The sequence below is a fragment of the Photorhabdus sp. RM323S genome, from assembly GCF_042879375.1.
In the GTDB taxonomy this organism is placed as follows: domain Bacteria; phylum Pseudomonadota; class Gammaproteobacteria; order Enterobacterales; family Enterobacteriaceae; genus Photorhabdus; species Photorhabdus tasmaniensis.
The window spans coordinates 1-17,878 of record NZ_JBHFKZ010000059.1 but is presented as its reverse complement, the minus strand read 5'-3'; the positions used below and the strand labels follow the sequence as shown (position 1 = coordinate 17,878).

The 17,878-nt window shown below is 41.3% G+C and carries 12 protein-coding genes; 8 read left to right on the top strand and 4 right to left on the bottom strand.

Annotation, left to right across the window (positions count from 1 at the left end; all coding sequences use genetic code 11):
- Positions 1-3: 3 nt before the first annotated feature.
- Together nfo and ACGF7G_RS18920 are read right to left on the bottom strand one after the other, a co-directional pair.
- Complete coding sequence (gene nfo / locus ACGF7G_RS18925) at positions 4-840, bottom strand: deoxyribonuclease IV (RefSeq protein WP_387467549.1); 837 nt, start codon at positions 838-840, stop codon at positions 4-6.
- A 109-nt stretch (positions 841-949) separates the two neighbouring features.
- Positions 950-2,032, bottom strand: coding sequence for a YeiH family protein (locus ACGF7G_RS18920; RefSeq protein WP_387467547.1), 1,083 nt, complete (start codon positions 2,030-2,032; stop codon positions 950-952).
- A 186-nt stretch (positions 2,033-2,218) separates the two neighbouring features.
- Between ACGF7G_RS18920 and yieE the strand changes: the two genes are divergently transcribed.
- From yieE to dld, 8 genes are all read left to right on the top strand, one after another.
- Positions 2,219-3,082, top strand: coding sequence for a DNA-binding transcriptional regulator YeiE (yieE, locus tag ACGF7G_RS18915; RefSeq protein ID WP_387467545.1), 864 nt, complete (start codon positions 2,219-2,221; stop codon positions 3,080-3,082).
- Positions 3,083-3,236: 154 nt separating this feature from the next.
- Positions 3,237-4,721, top strand: a complete 1,485-nt coding sequence (locus ACGF7G_RS18910) for an amino acid permease (protein WP_387467543.1) — start codon at positions 3,237-3,239, stop codon at positions 4,719-4,721.
- A gap of 296 nt (positions 4,722-5,017) precedes the next feature.
- Positions 5,018-6,169 (top strand): ABC transporter substrate-binding protein, encoded by a 1,152-nt coding sequence (locus ACGF7G_RS18905; RefSeq protein WP_207627300.1) that lies wholly within the window; start codon positions 5,018-5,020, stop codon positions 6,167-6,169.
- Positions 6,170-6,193: 24 nt separating this feature from the next.
- Positions 6,194-7,279, top strand: coding sequence for a FecCD family ABC transporter permease (locus ACGF7G_RS18900; RefSeq protein WP_387467541.1), 1,086 nt, complete (start codon positions 6,194-6,196; stop codon positions 7,277-7,279).
- Positions 7,276-8,064, top strand: a complete 789-nt coding sequence (locus tag ACGF7G_RS18895) for an ABC transporter ATP-binding protein (RefSeq protein ID WP_387467540.1) — start codon at positions 7,276-7,278, stop codon at positions 8,062-8,064. The genes ACGF7G_RS18900 and ACGF7G_RS18895 overlap by 4 nt, the downstream gene beginning before the upstream one ends.
- A 387-nt stretch (positions 8,065-8,451) precedes the next feature.
- Positions 8,452-10,425 (top strand): ligand-gated channel protein, encoded by a 1,974-nt coding sequence (locus tag ACGF7G_RS18890; RefSeq protein WP_387467539.1) that lies wholly within the window; start codon positions 8,452-8,454, stop codon positions 10,423-10,425.
- Between the two features lie 589 nt (positions 10,426-11,014).
- The gene (locus ACGF7G_RS18885) at positions 11,015-12,397 is read left to right on the top strand and encodes an APC family permease (RefSeq protein ID WP_133812635.1); all 1,383 of its coding nucleotides are present in this window, start codon (positions 11,015-11,017) and stop codon (positions 12,395-12,397) included.
- A gap of 196 nt (positions 12,398-12,593) precedes the next feature.
- Positions 12,594-14,309 (top strand): D-lactate dehydrogenase, encoded by a 1,716-nt coding sequence (gene dld, locus ACGF7G_RS18880; protein WP_387467536.1) that lies wholly within the window; start codon positions 12,594-12,596, stop codon positions 14,307-14,309.
- Positions 14,310-14,448: 139 nt separating this feature from the next.
- Here the strand turns inward: dld and sbcB are convergent, their stop codons facing one another.
- Positions 14,449-15,879, bottom strand: coding sequence for an exodeoxyribonuclease I (gene sbcB / locus ACGF7G_RS18875; protein ID WP_387467535.1), 1,431 nt, complete (start codon positions 15,877-15,879; stop codon positions 14,449-14,451).
- A gap of 1,647 nt (positions 15,880-17,526) precedes the next feature.
- The gene (locus ACGF7G_RS18870) at positions 17,527-17,757 is read right to left on the bottom strand and encodes a hypothetical protein (protein ID WP_387467534.1); all 231 of its coding nucleotides are present in this window, start codon (positions 17,755-17,757) and stop codon (positions 17,527-17,529) included.
- Between the last annotated feature and the right edge of the window lie 121 nt (positions 17,758-17,878).

The window sequence follows — 17,878 nt, the reverse complement described above, 5'->3', positions numbered from 1 at the left end:
ATTTTATTGTGATTTCAGCCAGGCGATTTCTTGGGGCCAAATATCTGGATTAATTGTTTCAAGGATTAGCGGAATTCCATTAAAACGGGCATCTTGCATAATATAACTGAAAGGGGTTTTGCCAATATTTCCTTCCCCAAGGCTATGATGCCGGTCAACACGGCTAGCAAATTCACTTTTGGCATCATTTAAATGCATTCCGCACAGATACTGAAAGCCAACAATTTTTTCAAACTCCTGAAAAGTTTGCTGGCAAACGTCATCGGTACGTAAATCATAACCAGCGACAAAAGCGTGACAGGTATCAATACAGACGCCAACTCTGCTTTTATCTTCAACTCCGTCAATAATTGCTGCCAGATGTTCAAATTTGAACCCCAGATTTGTGCCCTGACCTGCTGTATTTTCGATAACCGCAGTGACTCCCTGCGTTTTATTGAGAGCGATGTTGATAGATTCTGCAATTCGTGTCAGGCATTTATCCACCTCTATCTTATTGAGATGGCTGCCAGGATGGAAATTCAATAAATCAATACCCAGTTGTTCACAACGTTGCATTTCATCAATAAAAGCCAGCCTGGACTTTTCCAGTGCTTCAGTGTCTGGGTGACCAAGATTTATCAGATAACTGTCATGAGGGAGAATTTGCCGGCTACCAAATCCATAGCGCTCACAATTTTCTTTAAATTTATCGATAATATCAGTGGCTAAAGGTGGTGCGTTCCACTGGCGCTGGTTTTTGGTAAACAAGGCAAAAGCAGTAGCTTTTAATTCGTGTGCCCGGATAACTGCCTGATCGACGCCGCCGGCAGCGCTGACGTGGGCTCCAATAAATTTCATCATTCTTCTCCTTCCTGTTTACACCATTTTGACATGGTTCAATCGCTCATTGAAGCTTAAGGACGAAAAGGTCATAGGTTGTTGCAGCGCCTCAATGCACATGTTCCAATCAACCAAACCAATATTGAACACCCAGATTTATCGAGAATCCACCAACCATTAGCCATATAAATAAAATCAGGGCCAGTAAAATGGGTTTAAATCCAGCCTGACGGATGGCACTTACATGGGTGGTTAAACCTAGTGCAACCATTGCCATGGCAAGCATAATAGTATCAATCTGAATCAGATAACTCACTATTATGGTAGGTAACAAATCGAAAGAGTTAACACCCGCTATTGCAATGAAAATCACAGCAAACCAGGGAATGGTAATGGGCGTTCTCTTTTGGTTTTTCTCTCTATTTTTTGCACCGGCCCGGCTGATGTAACTGGATAATAACAACAAGAATGGTGCCAGCATCATCACTCTAATCATCTTGCTGATAACCGCTGCGTTCTCTGCTTGATCATCAATAGCATGACCAACAGCAACAACCTGGGCAACTTCGTGAATGGTGGAGCCTGTAAAGATACCGAAAGCTTCTTGAGTCAATGGGATCCATTGATAATGCTCATTGAGCTGATAAAACCATGGATAAATGAAAATAGCGATAGTCCCGAAGATGACAACTGTTGACACCGCAACAGCAACTTTACTGGCGGGGGCATTCACAACCGGCTCTGTTGCCATAATGGCCGCTGCACCGCAAATACTGCTGCCGGCACCAATCAGTATTGAGGTTTGCTTATCTAATCCAAAGAGTGATTTGCCCAGCCAGATTGCAATAAAGAAAGTCGAAGATAACATAATAGCGTCAATCAACAGGCCAGTAGTACCTACATCGGCAATTTGCTGAAATGTCAGACGGAAGCCATAAAGAATAATGCCTGCCCGCAGAAGATAATGTTTTGAGAAATGAACACCCTGATCACAATGAGATTTGAGTACAGGATAGAAGGTATTACCAGCAACGATGCCTGCAAGGATCGCCAGTGTCAGTGCGCCTAGCCCCATATTAACAAACCACGGGATATTTCCGGCGTATATTGAAATTGCCGTCAATATTGCCGCCAGCATGAGCCCTGGTATTAATTTCATACCGGGAATTAATGGTTGTTGACTGAGTTTTTCGTCATGAATGTCAGACATAGATATTTCTCACTTTGCTTATATGTTCTAAGTATAAGCATATAGCAAACCATTTTATCATTAAAATTGATAATATTTTTATGTATAATCAGAAAAAGTGGTAATAAAAAGAGGATTTTTGTTAAGTTGTTTATTGCTGTATAAAATTAAAACGATTTATTTTGACACCATATCTTGCGGGGCAATATGCATATCACACTGAGGCAATTGGAAGTTTTCACGGAGGTATTGAAAAGCGGTTCAACGACACAAGCTTCTCAGCAGTTAGCGCTATCTCAATCCGCAGTGAGTGCTTCATTAACGGATTTGGAAAGCCAGCTTGGCGTACAGCTTTTTGACAGGGTAGGAAAGCGGTTGGTGACTAATGAGCATGGACGTCTACTCTATCCCAAGGCTTTGGCATTGCTGGAACAGGTGGGGGAAATTCAGCAATTATTCAAACAAGAGATGGGGGCATTACGTATTGCCGCCAGCAGTACCATTGGTAATTATATGTTGCCGGAAATGTTGGCAGATTATCGTCAGGATTTTCCTGATACACCCTTGGAGTTAAACATCAGTAATACTCAGGATGTCATCAATTCTGTGTTGGAATTCCGTGTTGATCTTGGTTTGATAGAGGGTTCTTGTCACAGCCCTGAATTAATAACTCAGCTCTGGATGGAGGATGAGTTGGTTATTTTTTCTTCTCCTAAAAACCCGCTAGCGCAACAGAATCTGAAACTGGATGATTTAGCCAAAGCATCATGGATATTAAGGGAAAGGGGCTCGGGGACAAGAGAGGTGTTGGATCATCTGTTGTTTGCCCGCTTACCTGGGTTCAAGATTTTGATGGAGTTAGGAAATTCCGAAGCGATAAAACATGCGGTCAAATTTGGCATGGGGATTAGTTGCTTATCCAGACGGGTCGTTGCAGAGCAATTGGAAAATCATACTTTGCTGGAGTTGAAGGTGCCAGAATTGAAACTTTTCAGGATGTTGTACTTGATTCATCATCGGCAAAAGCACATGTCCAATACATTGCAAAAACTGCTTAATTATTGCCAGTGAATTTTATTTTTTGTTTAAAATTTAGAATTACCTGTATTACTTATAATTTTCTCTGAATTATGAAGGTATCTTATAACAGCGCTTCCTCGCTATTTTGACCGTGAGGATTTGTTACAATCCGCCATCAGACTTATTTGCAGCTAACAGGAACAGAATGTCTCAGCAACAAAGTGTTTCCCAGAAACCAGTAACGCAACATTTGCGCCGTGAATTGAAAGCACGGCATATGGCGATGATTGCCATTGGCGGATCGATAGGCACCGGGCTATTCGTGGCTTCAGGTGCGACGATTTCACAGGCAGGGCCTGGCGGAGCATTACTTTCCTATGCATTAATTGGCCTGATGGTTTATTTCCTGATGACCAGCTTGGGGGAATTGGCTGCTTATATGCCTGTCTCCGGTTCTTTCTCAACTTATGGTTCTAAATATGTTGAAGAAGGATTTGGTTTCGCCCTTGGCTGGAACTACTGGTACAACTGGGCGGTGACTATCGCTGTGGATTTGGTTGCTGCTCAGTTGGTGATGAACTACTGGTTACCCGATATGCCGGGCTGGATCTGGAGCGCGCTATTCCTCGCACTGATTTTCTTGTTGAATTTTATTTCAGTGAAGGGTTTTGGCGAGGCTGAATATTGGTTCTCTTTGATTAAAGTCAGCACAATTATTGTTTTTATTGTGGTCGGATTACTGATGATAACCGGTATCATGAAAGGTGCGGAAGGTGCCGGATGGCATAACTGGACCGTTGGTGATGCGCCTTTTGCCGGTGGCTTTTCCGCTATGATTGGTGTGGCAATGATAGTTGGATTTTCTTTCCAGGGAACTGAACTGATTGGTATCGCTGCGGGTGAATCCAAAGATCCAGAAAAAAATATTCCCCGCGCAGTACGTAAAGTATTTTGGCGTATTCTGCTGTTCTATATTTTTGCGATCCTGATTATCAGCCTGATCATTCCTTATACTGATCCAAGTTTGCTTCGTAATGAGGTAGGAGATATCAGTGTCAGTCCGTTTACGCTGGTATTTGAAAATGCCGGTTTATTATCAGCTGCGGCTGTGATGAATGCTGTTATTTTGACAGCGGTGTTGTCTGCCGGTAACTCAGGTATGTATGCCTCTACCCGTATGTTGTTCACACTGGCAAAAGAAGGCAAGGCCCCAAAGATTTTTGGAAAATTATCCAAAGGGGGTGTACCACGTAATGCCTTGTATGCAACAACGGTTGTTGCTGCTTTGTGTTTCCTCAGTTCTATGTACGGTAACCAGACCGTCTATTTGTGGCTGTTGAACACCTCGGGTATGACAGGTTTTATTGCTTGGTTGGGGATTGCTATCAGCCACTATCGTTTCCGCCGTGGTTACGTTGCTCAGGGTCTGGATTTGAGTAAACTGCCGTATCGTTCAGGGTTTTTCCCGGTTGGTCCAATCTTTGCGTTTATTCTGTGTCTGACCATCACATTAGGGCAGAATTATCAGGCATTTCTGCAAGATAAAATTGACTGGTATGGTGTAACTGCAACTTATGTGGGTATTCCACTATTCCTGTTGATTTGGTTTGGTTATAAGTTGGTGAAGAAAACCCACTTTATTAAATATAACGAGATGAAATTTCCTGATATCACAAATAAGAGAATTTGACCACGTTAAATGATGATTAACAGGCTGGCATGGGAAAGATGTCAATTCGGCATGGTTTTACGGGTTTTTTAATTCGATTCACGATTGATTTATTATTATCTTAACGTTTATTTATTGGAGTAAATAAAAAGTTATTGATAGAAATCAGAGAAGCCGCCCGTTTTGTAACCGAATGGGTGGTTTTTTATTTTTCATAGGGTTAGTCGTGAAATTAGTTACACAATTTACTAAAATCTGTGTAAATCATATTGATAATTATTCTCGTTTGCTTTATTGTTAGCGCCATAATTATTAATATGAACGGGGCTAGCAAAGTGAAATTTGTATCTCGATCTATTGCAAAGAGTATTAATATCAGCCTATTGGCAGGTTCAGCAGTCATGGCAAGCTTCGCGTCATGGGCAGAAACGGTTACTGATGTAGCTGGTCGCACTGTTGAAGTTCCTGAAAATATAAACCGTATTTTGTTGGGTGAAGGCCGTTTGTTTCATGCTGTCGCTTTACTTGAAGGGGATAAACCCTTGGCTCGTATTGCGGGTTGGCAAGGTGATTTCCGCAAATTGGATCCACAGTCCTATGCTGTCTATAAAGCTAAATTTCCTGAGATTGACAAGATCCCTTTGATTGGTAACACCAGTGCTGACAGCGTTAGCGCTGAAAAAGTGTTAACTCTCAATCCGGACATTGCTATTTTTGGCTTATCCGGTCATGGCCCTGGTAAAAACAGTGAATTAGTTACCCAGCTTGAAAAGGCAGGTGTTCCGGTTGTTTTTGTTGACTTCCGTACCGAGCCGTTAAAAAACACGCTGCCGAGCATTCGTATGCTGGGTAAAGTATTGCACCGTGAAAAACAAGCGGCAGAGTACGCTGATTTTTATGAGAAAAATGTCAAGCTGGTCACTCAAATCACCAGTAAAATTCCGGAAGAGAAAAAGCCAACCGTATTTATCGATTTGAGAGCTGGCGCGTTTGAAGACTGCTGTGGGACGGCCGGTAATGGTAATCTGGGTAACTTTATCGATCTGGCTGGTGGTAAAAATATTGCCAAAGGTGTTCTGCCAGGCGCGCTTGGCAACATGAACCTCGAAAAAGTTATTGCTGCTGATCCTTATATTTACATCGCCAGTGGTGCAAAAGCGCCAGACAGCAATGAACCGGGTGTAAAACTGGGGGCGCAATCAACAACTGAACTGGCAAAAGCCAGTCTGAAAACAATGACTGAACGCAAAGGTATCAGCTCGTTGACTGCGGTTAAAGAGGGCAGAGATTATGCTATTTGGCATAACTACTACAACTCTCCATATAACGTGATAGTTGCTCAGGTATTTGCCAAGTGGTTCTATCCTGAACAGTTTGCAGATTTAGATCCACAAAAGACACTGAATGAATTACACAGTAAATTCCTGGCGATTGAGCCATCAGGTGTTTACTGGGTCAGTGAGAAGTGATCAGTAGGATAGGTAACAGAAATAATGAGTACCACAACCGAGCTTATGCCAACGGTGAAACAACAATCAGATGACAGCGGTGTAAAAGCCCATTATCAACATATTTTACGCCGCCGTATCGTGATGATGATGTTCATCTTCCTGGTTATCGGTGCTTCCTTGGTCTTGGATTTTACTATAGGGCCTTCAGGTTTATCTTTGCAGTCTCTCTGGCAGACTTTAGTGTCGCCAGAGAGTATGGATGCGGGTACACGGGTCATTGTCTGGGATATCCGTTTACCCTACGCCTTGATGGCGGTGGTGATCGGCCTGTCTCTTGGGCTGGCTGGTGCTGAAATGCAGACAATTCTGAATAATCCATTGGCAAGCCCCTTCACTTTAGGTGTTTCTCAGGCGGCTGCGTTTGGTGCTGCGCTGGCCATCGTGTCAGGTATTGGTATTCCGGGCGTACCTGACCAATGGCTCATCTCTGCGAATGCCTTCATTTTTGCTTTGTTGGCAGCGTTGTTGTTGGATGCCATTACCCGTTGGACAAGGGTTGCTACTGCCGGAGTGGTATTATTTGGTATTGCATTGGTCTTTACTTTTAACGCACTGGTTTCCATGATGCAGTTTATTGCAACTGAAGATACTCTTCAGGGGCTGGTACTCTGGACAATGGGTAGCCTTGCCAGAGCAACCTGGATAAAACTGGGTGTTATGTTGCTGGTATTTGCAGTTATTTTTCCGATTTCAATGATGAATTCCTGGAAACTGACAGCGTTGCGCTTGGGGGAAGATCGTGCAATCAGTTTTGGTATTGATGTTCGTCGTCTGCGCTTGGGTACATTATTACGCATCAGTATTCTTTCTGCTTTAGCGGTTGCATTTGTTGGACCAATTGCCTTTATCGGTTTGGTCGCGCCACATATTGCCCGCTTGGTGTTTGGTGAGGATCACCGCTTCTATTTGCCTGCCAGTGCGCTGATTGGAGCGTTGGTGTTGTCTATGGCATCCATTGCTTCGAAGAACCTGATCCCAGGTGTCATTATTCCAGTTGGGATAGTTACCGCATTGGTTGGGGTTCCATTCTTCCTTAGCATAATTTTACGCCATAGGGGGAATGTATGAATCAGGGATTAACGATTAATAATTTTTGCGCGGGCTATCCGAAAAATCCCGTCATTGAAAATCTGAATGTTTCAGCATTATCCCGTGGAAAAATTACGGTATTACTAGGGCCAAATGGCAGCGGAAAATCAACACTTTTGCGTTCTTTGGCTGGATTAAATCGCGCCAGTGGGCAGCTTTGGCTTGATGGTCAGGATTTGATGAAAATGAATTTTGCCCAGCGCGCAGAAAATGTGGTTTATTTGCCACAAAGTTTGCCTGCTGGTGTTCATTTACATGTGTTGGAATCCATTATTGTTGCGCAGCGGGCATCCGGTGGGTGTCATTCTGAAACCAGTGAAGAAGAAGTGATGTCTTTGTTACGTCAGTTGGGGATTGAACATCTGGCGTTATGTTATTTGGATCAATTATCCGGTGGTCAAAAACAGTTAGTCGGATTGGCGCAATCGTTAATTCGTAAACCAACATTGTTATTATTAGATGAACCCTTAAGCGCACTGGATTTAAATTATCAATATCATGTTATGGATTTGGTTGCACAAGAAACATATCGTCGTAATATTATTACAGTAGTAGTGGTACATGATATTAATATTGCTTTGCGCCATGGTAACCATGTATTAATGTTACAAAAAGGGAATTTAATTGCGGAAGGCGTTCCTGAACAAGTTATTACACCGGATAGTCTGGCACAAGTTTATGGTGTCAGAGGCCGAATTGAATACTGTTCTCAGGGTGTCCCGCAGGTATTGATTGATGGATTGGTTTCCAAGTTAGCCAGTTAGAGTCTATTGTAACTTATTGTTTTAAAATATGTTGTTGATAAACTGTGGGCATGGGCAGAGCATAGAAAACGGAACGTAATTATATAGTATATGAGGAATGAGTTATTTCGCTCATAGTATAATGCATTTAAAAACCGCTATTTTTATCTGGGTAATGTTCAGGGCCACTCTTTATTTATTGCAAAGAAAGGTAAATATAAAATAATTTAATTAGAATTGATAGGGAATATTTCCTTATATTTTATAGTAATAAAATGTAAAGGGATATAATAAAAAAATAATAAAACCATACAGAGGTGAGTGTTTTTTCCCTCATTGCTTGAGTATATGTTAATTATCCATCTTATAAATTAATAAAACATAATTATATTTCTTGGAGAATCGGGAATGGGTGTTTTTAATAAAAGAAAAATCGCATTAGGGGTTATTGCTGCCATCTCATCGGGTTCTGTTTTTGCGGCCAGTAGCAGTAATGACACCATTGTTGTGACTACAGCATCAGGCTTCCAACAGAAAATTGAAGATGCACCAGCGTCTATTTCTGTGGTGAGCCGTGAACAATTAGAAACCAAAGCTTATCGTGATGTGACTGATGCATTGAAAGATGTGCCAGGTGTTGTTGTTACGGGTGGCGGCAGTAGCAGTGATATTAGTATTCGTGGTATGGCGTCTAAATACACCATGATGCTGGTTGATGGTAAGCGTGTTGATACCCGTAATACCCGCCCAAACAGTGATGGTTCCGGTATTGAGCAGGGATGGTTGCCGCCGCTGGCTGCTATTGAACGCATTGAAGTAATACGTGGTCCTATGTCCTCTCTGTATGGTTCTGATGCGATGGGGGGCGTGATTAACGTTATTACCCGTAAGGCGCAGAAAGAGTGGAAAACCAGTCTTCGTGCTGATACCACTTTAACTGAACGTAAAAATTCGGGTAACAGCCATCAGAGTAGCATTTATGCAGCAGGCCCAATAATTGATGGACTATTGGGATTAAAAGTGCATGGACTGTATTCTCACCGCCGCGAAGATAAATTTATTGGCGGCTTTAACAAGCAGGAAATGCGCAACGGTTCAGCAACTTTTTCTCTGACACCTGATGAACAGAATACTTTTGATTTCGTAGCGGGTCGCTATGAGCAGGATCGTGATTCAACTATCGGTAAGACGCGTGAATGCACGCCAAGATCTTGTGATGATAATATAAATCGCTATAAACGTAATAATTATTCTATCACTCATAATGGCAACTATGACTTTGGTACCATAAATACCTACATTCAGCGTGACGAGTCACGTAACCCTGGCCGTGACATGAAATATAATGAGACGGTATTTAATAATCATTCAGTCTTCATACTGGATGATCATACAGTAAGCATTGGTGGTCAGTATCGTTATGAAGATTTGCGAGATGATGGTAACCAATTGCCTTCAGCAAGCGATGTGAATAAATTAACTCGCTGGAGTTGGGCGTTGGTTGCTGAAGATGAGTGGCAAATGACTAATGATTTTGCTCTGACTGGCGGCATCCGTATGGATAAAGACGAAAACTTTGGTGCTCACTGGACGCCTCGTTTGTATGGCGTGTGGCATGTGGATGAACAATGGACGATTAAAGGTGGTGTCTCCACGGGTTATCGCTCACCAGATCTGCGTCATGTAGCTCCAAATTGGGGGCAAGCAACGGGTGGCCGTTTCTTGAAAGGCATGATTTTAGGCAATTCAGATCTTAAGCCAGAGAAAACTGTTAGTGAAGAAATTAGTGTTATCTGGAACAATCAGGATAACTTTAATATTGGTGTAACTGTTTTTAATACAGATTTTAAAGACAAGATCACTGAAATTAGAGATTGCGATAAAGGCAGCGCTAAACCATGTGCTCCAGTTAATGGAGTAACTTATGACTTTATTAGTAAACGTGAGAACGTTGATAAAGTAAATATGCATGGTGTGGAGGCGACAATGAACTGGGATATCATCGAAGACTGGTCGTTGACAGCAAACTACACTTATACTGATTCAGAGCAAAAAAGCGGGGATTTCAAAGGGAAAGCACTGAACAAAACGCCTAAACATATGGCAAATGCGACTTTGAACTGGCAGACTTTACCGGAAATGCAAACCTGGACGCGCGTTAACTTCCGCGGCAAAACTTCGGATTACTTGTCACGTACCCGTATGGACAAGGGAACTCCCTCCTATACTTTTGTAGATATTGGTGCCAGCTATAATCTGACTAAAGAGTTACGTGTGTTAGGTGGGGTATACAACGTATTTGATAAACGCGTTACGGAAGAAAATTATGGGGCACAACTGGATGGTCGTCGCTATAACATTGGCATCACCTATGACTTCTGATAAATAACTTTTATTCAATGTGTCGCTGACCCCTTGCCTGCTTTTGGCTGGGGGTTTTGTTTTTTACTTAACCCGCAAAAACTGGGTGGCAATCCATTTTGTGTTGTGCTACAACTTAATACATGTCAAAAGAATGTATAAGACATAGTTAAATTCCATAGCGTGACCAATTTTGTGTGGTAAAAAATATGGACTTTTAGTGCGGTGACTATTGCTATTTCAAGTCTTCAAGTGCAGAATTCGCCCACTGGAAAATAACTGATGCGTTTATATGTGTCGGTTATTTTTTTTGCTTAGACTTATTTTTTACTATACTAGAGGCCGGACTCTGAGCCGGATAGATAATTGGCCCACGAGCAACCATAACAAGAATCGGTTGCCGTAATGAGGAACGCTAATATGGAGCAATTATTCTCTTTCGCACTTGTGCCAATTGGCGCAAGCTGCTGTGTTGATGACTACGGAGCGTTGAGCTCTGCGTATAATCCAGCCTCTAATTCCACTGCCTATAGGCAGAAGCGAAGTCTTCCCAGTAACTGTCGATTAAGTAGTACCGTAACACGAATCGAAGTTATGGGAGGTTTCGCTCATGTCGCATAATACTGCAATTCCAATTGGCACCAACCAAACTGGTGCGAACAATCGTGTTCAACTCAGAAAAACACTGACCTTAGTTCAGGTGGTGATGATGGGGCTTGCTTATCTGCAACCTACGACCATCTTTGATACTTTCGGGATTGTTTCTGGCTTGACTGATGGTCATGTAGCAACATCTTATGCTATTGCTTTGATCGCAATTCTGTTTACTGCCCTGAGCTACGGGAAATTGGTAAAACGTTTCCCTTCTGCCGGGTCTGCATACACTTACGCACAAAAATCCATCAGCCCTCATGTTGGCTTTATGGTGGGTTGGTCATCATTGCTGGACTATTTGTTCATGCCAATGATAAATATCTTGTTGGCGAAAATTTATCTCCAGGCCATTTTTCCCAGCGTAGATCCGTGGATCTTCGTTGTAGGTTTGACATTGCTAATGACAGTTTTTAACCTGCGTGGTATTAACGTTGTTGCTAATCTCAACACCGGTATTGTTATTGTTCAGGTTGCAGTTATGTTTGTATTCGTGGGCTTGTTGATCCACGGTGTATACAATGGAGAAGGTGTTGGAACTTTATGGAGCGCAAGACCATTTACTTCTGAAGATGCCCATCTAATCCCGATGATTACCGGGGCAACGATTTTGTGTTTTTCGTTCCTGGGATTCGATAGCATTAGCACGTTGTCCGAAGAGACGCCGAATGCAGGCAAAGTGATCCCGAAAGCGATCTTCCTGACGGCATTAATCGGCGGCATCATCTTTATTATGGTTTCTTATTTCTTACAGCTCTATTTTCCTGATATCTCTCGGTTCAAGAACCCGAATGAAGCCCAGCCAGAAATTATGCTGTATGTAGCGGGTACTTTATTTCAGTCCATCATTATGGTGTTCTCTTGTGTCACCGTTTTGGCTTCTGGTATGGCGGCTCACGCAGGTGTTTCCCGTCTGCTTTATGTTATGGGGCGTGATGGTGTGTTTCCTGAGAAAGTATTTGGCTATGTGCATCCGAAATGGCGAACTCCAGCAATCAACGTATTGCTGGTCGGTCTTGTCGCGTTGTCTGCAATGACCTTTGATCTGGTTACTGCAACGGCTCTGATTAACTTTGGTGCGCTGATAGCGTTCACCTTTGTAAACTTGTCGGTCATCTCTCAGTTCTATATTCGTGAACGTCGTCACCGTACACTGAAAGATACAATCAACTTCCTGGTATTACCGGTGATTGGGGCTTGTACTGTTGGTGTGCTGTGGATGAATCTGGAACAAAGTTCTATGGAGTTAGGGCTGACTTGGGGAGCAATTGGTTTGATTTATATGATATTCCTGACCCGCAGCTTCCGTCAGCCGATGCCTCAGTGTTCTGAAATGGTTTAGTCTCCGGTTTGAAAAAGAATAACGGCACCGAATTTGGTGCCGTTGTTTTTTGTGTTTCCTCTTGTAGTAATAATTCATAATAAGAATCTTAGGAAAAAAAACAGGGAGGCAGTTTGCAGATAAGAAAAATTTCAACGGTAGATGGAGAAAAACAATCTATGCTCTGAGAGGCGATTAAATTATAGAGGAAGAGACCATGAATGATGCAAAGACCTCTCAAAATCAACAATTCATCACTGCCTTGACCAATATTGTCGGTAAATCTCATATCCTGACTGCTCCCCATAAAACTGAACGTTATCGTAAAGGTTTTCGCTCTGGCCAAGGTGACGCTTTAGCTGTGGTATTTCCTGGTTCGCTGGTGGAACAGTGGCGTGTGTTTAAAGCCTGCGTTGAAGTAGATAAAATCATCTTGATGCAAGCGGCCAACACGGGTTTGACCGAAGGCTCTACTCCAAATGGTAAGGATTACGACCGCGACATAGTGATCATTAGTACATTGCGCATGAATAAAATACAGATCCTGAAACAGGGTAACCAAGTAGTTGCACTGCCTGGCAGTACATTGTGGCAACTTGAACGTGCCCTGAAACCACTGGGACGCGAGCCGCATTCTATTATCGGCTCTTCCTGTATTGGTGCTTCTGTGATTGGTGGTGTTTGTAATAACTCCGGTGGCTCTCTAGTTCATCGTGGGCCAGCTTATACTGAAATGGCGTTGTACGGATGGGTTAATGAACGTGGTAAACCAGAATTGATTAATCATCTGGGTATCTATTTGGGAGAAACACCGGAAGAGATCCTCTCTTGTCTGGAAGAACAACGTTACAGTGAGCAAGATGTAGAGTATGGTCAGCGTAAAGCGTCTGATTGTGAGTATGCGCAACGAGTACGTGATATAAATGCTGATACACCATCTCGTTTTAATTCTGACGAACGCCGTCTGTTCGAAGCCTCAGGATGTGCAGGTAAATTGGCTGTGTTTGCGGTCCGGCTTGATACTTTCCCGGCAGAGCCATTGTCTCAGGTATTTTATATTGGCACTAATCAAACTGACGTATTGGCGGAATTGCGGCGTCATATATTAGCGAATTTTCGTCATTTACCGGTGGCGGGTGAATATATGCACCGGGATATTTTCGATATTGCAGAAATTTACGGTAAAGATACTTTTATTATGATTGATAAGTTTGGCACTGATAAGATGCCGGCTTATTTTACCTTGAAAGGACGAATGGACGCTATTTTCAACAAGGTCCCATTTTTACCTTCCCATTTGATAGATCGCATAATACAAGGGTTGAGTCGCTTATTTCCTCCCCACTTGCCTAAGCGTTTGAAAGAATATCGACATCGTTTTGAGCACCATTTGATATTGAAAATGTCTGGTGATGGTGTTGAGGAAGCCAAAAATTGGCTGGAAAGTTATTTCAGCCGAGCAGAGGGCGCATTCTTTGCCTGTACGCCGGAAGAAGGGGCTAAAGCGTTCCTACATCGTTTCTCCGCTGCCGGTGCGGCGATTCGTTATCATGCTATGCATAGCAATGAAGTGGAGAATATCCTTTCGCTTGATATCGCTCTGCGCCGTAATGATCGTGAATGGTTTGAACAATTACCACCGGAGTTTGATGATGTATTAGTGCACAAGCTTTATTGTGGACACTTTATGTGCCATGTGTTTCATCAGGATTATATTGTGAAGAAAGGCGTGGATGTATATGCACTGAAAGAAAGAATGATGGAACTTCTTGATCAACGAGGTGCGGAATACCCGGCAGAACATAATGTGGGACATCTGTATCAGGCTAAACCTCATCTCAAGGCTTTTTACCGGATTGCCGATCCTACTAATACGCTCAACCCAGGAATTGGAAAAACATCCAAACTGAAAAATTGGGGCGGGGGATCTTAATGTTAATATTCTCAGCATTTATAACACGATGCTGATGCTAAAAAAGTTTAAATCTGTCAGGATTGATGAAAATTATCCTGTTAGAAAGAAAGGCGAGTGTGTAGCTCGCCATTCTATGTTTGTCCACTTATTTGTTTAATTACCCAGCCAGTTCCGCTGCATATTCCATTAGTGCTTTAAGTTGACGGCATTTTTCTTCGTTGCCTTGGTGTTCAATAAAGAGCTGTTCAATGATAAAGATATATTCACTGAGTCTGTCTTGAGTTAATACATCTTGACGGTGACGCAACCAGCTTTGTTGTTCATCATCAGTCAGAGTCGCAGGGTAGTTTCTGGCACGGTAGCGGAATAACAGCGTTTTAATCCTTGGATCCTGAAAAGTCAGATCAAGCGCAGGCAAATTCTGAGGTAATGTTTCACGAATAATATTCATCGCTGTTTTATCTGCATCACTAAAAAAGCCATTATACAGTTGAGCGTCAACATTATCTGATTCAGGGAAAGGCTCAGCCTCAGCAAAGAGTTCGACAACTTTCTCTCTGATTTGTGGATTATTTCGTAGGATAGTTAGATTTTTTTCACAATGATCACGATCCAATTTAAGACGTTGAGCATCTTCTGTTCTCAACGTGTTATCAGGTGCGATTATCGGACACTTATTAATATGAACCAATTTGACAGGAACTGATGGCTGATTCGGCTGCAATTCATCATGGCGGGTATACAAACGTTCACGTAAAGCATCTGCATCCAGTTCCAATAATGGTGAAATATCTTTGGTCAAATCGCACATGATAACGGCATTCCGGTTTATTGGATGCCATGCCAAAGGAGCAACCAAACTGGTATTACTACGGGCAGCGCCAAACATACCGGAAACATGAACCAATGGTTTCATTTGAGGAATATCGATGAGATTGCTGACTTTCTGTTTATTTCTTAACTGAAAGAAATAATTGAACATTTTAGGTTGAGCTTGTTTAAGCAATTTTGCCATTGCAATCGTGGCGTAAACATCGGACATTGCATCGTGAGCTTGTAGATGCTCAACATTATTTGCTTTAGTCAAATGCTCCAGTTTAAAGCTGGGCAGACCATCGTCATTCTTGGGCCAGATAATACCTTCGGGGCGCAGAGCATAACAGGCCCGTAATACATCCAGCAAATCCCAACGGGAATTCCCTTTTTGCCAGCTATAAGCGTAGGGATCATAAAAATTACGGTAAAAAATATTCCGGCTGACTTCATCATCAAACCGGATATTGTTATAACCGAGGATGCAGCTATTCGGTACACTGAATACGTTGTGAATTTGCCGGGCAAATTCCGCTTCATTAACCCCTTTTTCCCGTGCAACCTGAGGCGTAATGCCTGTGATCATGACCGCTTCCGGTTGAGGGAGATAATCATCGGCAGGTAAACAGTAAATAACTAATGGCTCTTCAATAATATTGAAATCCATATCAGTGCGGACACCGGCAAATTGAGCGGGTCTGTCCAATGCAGGATGTTTACCGAAAGTTTCGTAGTCATGAATGTAGAAAGTGGGTTGTTCGCTGCTATTTTTCATTGTTGTTCAATGTCCAATGAGGTTAATTATTTGTTTTTTCTGCTTTTTAGAGAGGGGAATGATATTTTGCCCAGAAATATGGGTAATTATTGCTTACTATCTTAGAGAATCCATATGATTGCAATATCATATCCATATTTTCCTACTTTCTGCGCTACGATGGGATGTCAGTTATTAACATTTTTGGGGCTTGGAATAAATTATTGTATGTTTTTAGAACATTTATCCTTGACAATATTGATCTGCCTACTGCAATATGCATTAAAGTATTGAAATGATAAATGAGGTGAATATGTCAAATTTAATTTATTTAACGGTTAAAGGTCAAAACCAAGGGTTAATTTCTGCGGGTTGTGGCAGACAATCCCGAACTTATATATGTCATTAAGGAGAAGGTAACTTGGATTTACTCTATTTCTTGGTTGAGAGTAAAATGGAGCCATATGTCAGAGCATTAGAGGTGTATGAAGAAAATCGTAGTTTATTTAATGAATTTTCCGCAGGACTGGATAAATGATAATGACGATAATAAGTATATTGATGAAAATCGTGATGCATCTAATACAAGGGTTAGCTGTTAGTGTTGGCACAATTTCAATTGGTGGATTAATCTATTTTACACTAATGTCAACATTAGAAAATCGATATCAGTATGCGATAGTTGCAGGTACATGCTTGGCGTTTTCTGCTTTTATTTTCTACATCACAGAAAAAATAAAAGAAAAATGTGGGTTATTCCATTAGATTATGAAAAATGGTTCATTAAGCTTGGCGGATCTGTAACATTTACTGCGACCTTGTGGGGTGTCAGTATCCAGGACGATCTATACTTCTAAGGAATTAGCTCAAACAAACCCGAACTTATATATGTTATTAAGGAGAGAGGGTAACTTGGATTTACTCTATTTCTTGGTTGAGAGTAAAATGGAGCCATATGTCAGAGCATTGGAAGCGTATGACGAAAATCGAGGTTTATTTAATGAAATATTTGATGAATTCTCTGTAGGGCTAGATAAATGAAGATAGTAAGCATATTGATGAACACTGTAGTGCATATAGTACAAGCAGTAATTGGTACTCTGTGTGTATTTTTTGTCATGGGTTTAGTCTACTTTACACTGATGTCAACATTAGAAAATCGATATCAGTATGCGATAGTTGCAGGTACATGCTTGGTATTTTCTGTTTTTTTTTACTATATAACAGAAAAAATAAAAGAAAAATGTAGATTGTTTCATTAAGTTTATAATTAACAGGTAGATTCACATATTAAGGGTTATTCTTTGCCAGAATATAAATTTTTCCTTCTAATGACGCAATAATTCTTGTTTGATAATTACTGCCATTATAGTGCCAAATGGAATAATTTCATTTTATATTTTGAAGTAGGTAGTGATTTATTGTCGTTACTTTTCTAAATTTCCTGCAAAATCTTTTAAGGATTTCCCTATTATTGAGATACTATCACGGTAACCTATAAATACCGTCTATCTTTTATCAGATTAGTAGCCTTAAGCTCTATTGTTAAGAATAATAGAATCAGTGCTTTCTACTCGTTATTTGCTGATGGATTAGGTCGTTAATCTCACCAGCAAACGCAATGTGAAAAAAATGGCAGGAGATAGGATCCTGTTATGTTTGGTTTTTTTAAGGATAATTTAGCCCTTGAAAATGTTCATTCATTAACTCAATATATTTATCGTTTAAGCCTGTTTCATATTGAATTCTTTCAAGTAAATTCTCTCTATTGACACTATAAAATGGTCTAATAGAAAGGCCATTTTGGGGATGGATTATTTTTATAATCGGAATCTTGGTTTTACGTGTGTAACCAAAGGAAATTTCATATCCATCTAAATCAAAAGGAATTTTTTTCATCACTTAACCTAATTGCCTTCACATTTTTCATCAATTTAAATAATGTTTCGTTAATAAGGAATCTTTTATTTTATTATTAAGATGAATGTCACAAATATAGTGTATTTTTCAATGCATTTGA

Excerpts from the sequence above, each read along its gene's own strand:
- nfo (WP_387467549.1), bottom strand. The coding sequence starts at position 840 with ATGAAATTTATTGGAGCCCACGTCAGCGCTGCCGGCGGCGTCGATCAG.
- ACGF7G_RS18920 (WP_387467547.1), bottom strand. The coding sequence starts at position 2,032 with ATGTCTGACATTCATGACGAAAAACTCAGTCAACAACCATTAATTCCC.
- yieE (WP_387467545.1), top strand. The coding sequence starts at position 2,219 with ATGCATATCACACTGAGGCAATTGGAAGTTTTCACGGAGGTATTGAAA.
- ACGF7G_RS18910 (WP_387467543.1), top strand. The coding sequence starts at position 3,237 with ATGTCTCAGCAACAAAGTGTTTCCCAGAAACCAGTAACGCAACATTTG.
- ACGF7G_RS18905 (WP_207627300.1), top strand. The coding sequence starts at position 5,018 with ATGAACGGGGCTAGCAAAGTGAAATTTGTATCTCGATCTATTGCAAAG.
- ACGF7G_RS18900 (WP_387467541.1), top strand. The coding sequence starts at position 6,194 with ATGAGTACCACAACCGAGCTTATGCCAACGGTGAAACAACAATCAGAT.
- ACGF7G_RS18895 (WP_387467540.1), top strand. The coding sequence starts at position 7,276 with ATGAATCAGGGATTAACGATTAATAATTTTTGCGCGGGCTATCCGAAA.
- ACGF7G_RS18890 (WP_387467539.1), top strand. The coding sequence starts at position 8,452 with ATGGGTGTTTTTAATAAAAGAAAAATCGCATTAGGGGTTATTGCTGCC.
- ACGF7G_RS18885 (WP_133812635.1), top strand. The coding sequence starts at position 11,015 with ATGTCGCATAATACTGCAATTCCAATTGGCACCAACCAAACTGGTGCG.
- dld (WP_387467536.1), top strand. The coding sequence starts at position 12,594 with ATGAATGATGCAAAGACCTCTCAAAATCAACAATTCATCACTGCCTTG.
- sbcB (WP_387467535.1), bottom strand. The coding sequence starts at position 15,879 with ATGAAAAATAGCAGCGAACAACCCACTTTCTACATTCATGACTACGAA.
- ACGF7G_RS18870 (WP_387467534.1), bottom strand. The coding sequence starts at position 17,757 with ATGAAAAAAATTCCTTTTGATTTAGATGGATATGAAATTTCCTTTGGT.